Origin of the sequence: Streptomyces chilikensis (assembly GCF_001642695.1) — a bacterium.
GTDB lineage: Bacteria > Actinomycetota > Actinomycetes > Streptomycetales > Streptomycetaceae > Streptomyces > Streptomyces chilikensis.
Genome location: NZ_LWCC02000005.1, coordinates 3,068,023 through 3,068,672 on the forward strand (window position 1 = coordinate 3,068,023; position 650 = coordinate 3,068,672).

The window sequence follows — 650 nt, forward strand, 5'->3', positions numbered from 1 at the left end:
CGACACCGGCGAGCACTGGAGGAACACCTGGTCGGGTCCGAAGTGTCCGTAGGTCTGCGCGGTGACCGTGGAGACCAGGTTGCGGTGGGAGGACAGGATGCCCTTCGGCCGGCCCGTCGACCCGGACGTGAACATCAGGCATGCCACGTCATCGCCGGACAGAGGAATGTCGAGGTTCAGCTCGGGCAGGTCAGGCAGTTCCGCCGGCGAAGAGGTGACCGTGGTCCAGGGTCCTTCGAGTCGTCCGGCGAGGGCGGGGTCGGTGACGAGGAGGTGTATGCCGGCGTCGGTGGCGGCGGCTTGCAGGCGTTCGTCGGGGAAGTCGGGGTCGAGGAGGGTGTAGGCGGCGCCGGTCTTGGTGACGGCGACGACCGCGGTGGCGAAGTCCGCGCCGCGTTCCAGCAGGACGCCGGCCATGTCGCCGCGGCCCAGTCCTTGGTCGCGCAGGTGGCGGGCCCAGCGGTTGGCGGCCGCGTTGAACTCCCGGTAGGTGATCTGCCGGTCACCGTCGATGAGCGCTACGGCCTCAGGTGAACGGGCGACTTGCTGCTCGAACCGCTCCACCAGCGAAACATCGTCGATGTCGGTGCTGGTGCCGGCCCAGGTTCCGGTGACAAGTGCCCGTTCGTCCTGGGAGAGGATGTCGAGGT

Annotated in this window: 1 protein-coding gene; it reads right to left on the reverse strand. The window is 68.6% G+C overall.

What is annotated here, in order from left to right; genetic code table 11:
- Nucleotides 1–650: AMP-binding protein (locus A2U95_RS32695; protein WP_240957314.1), on the reverse strand; the 650-nt coding region annotated here is incomplete at both ends.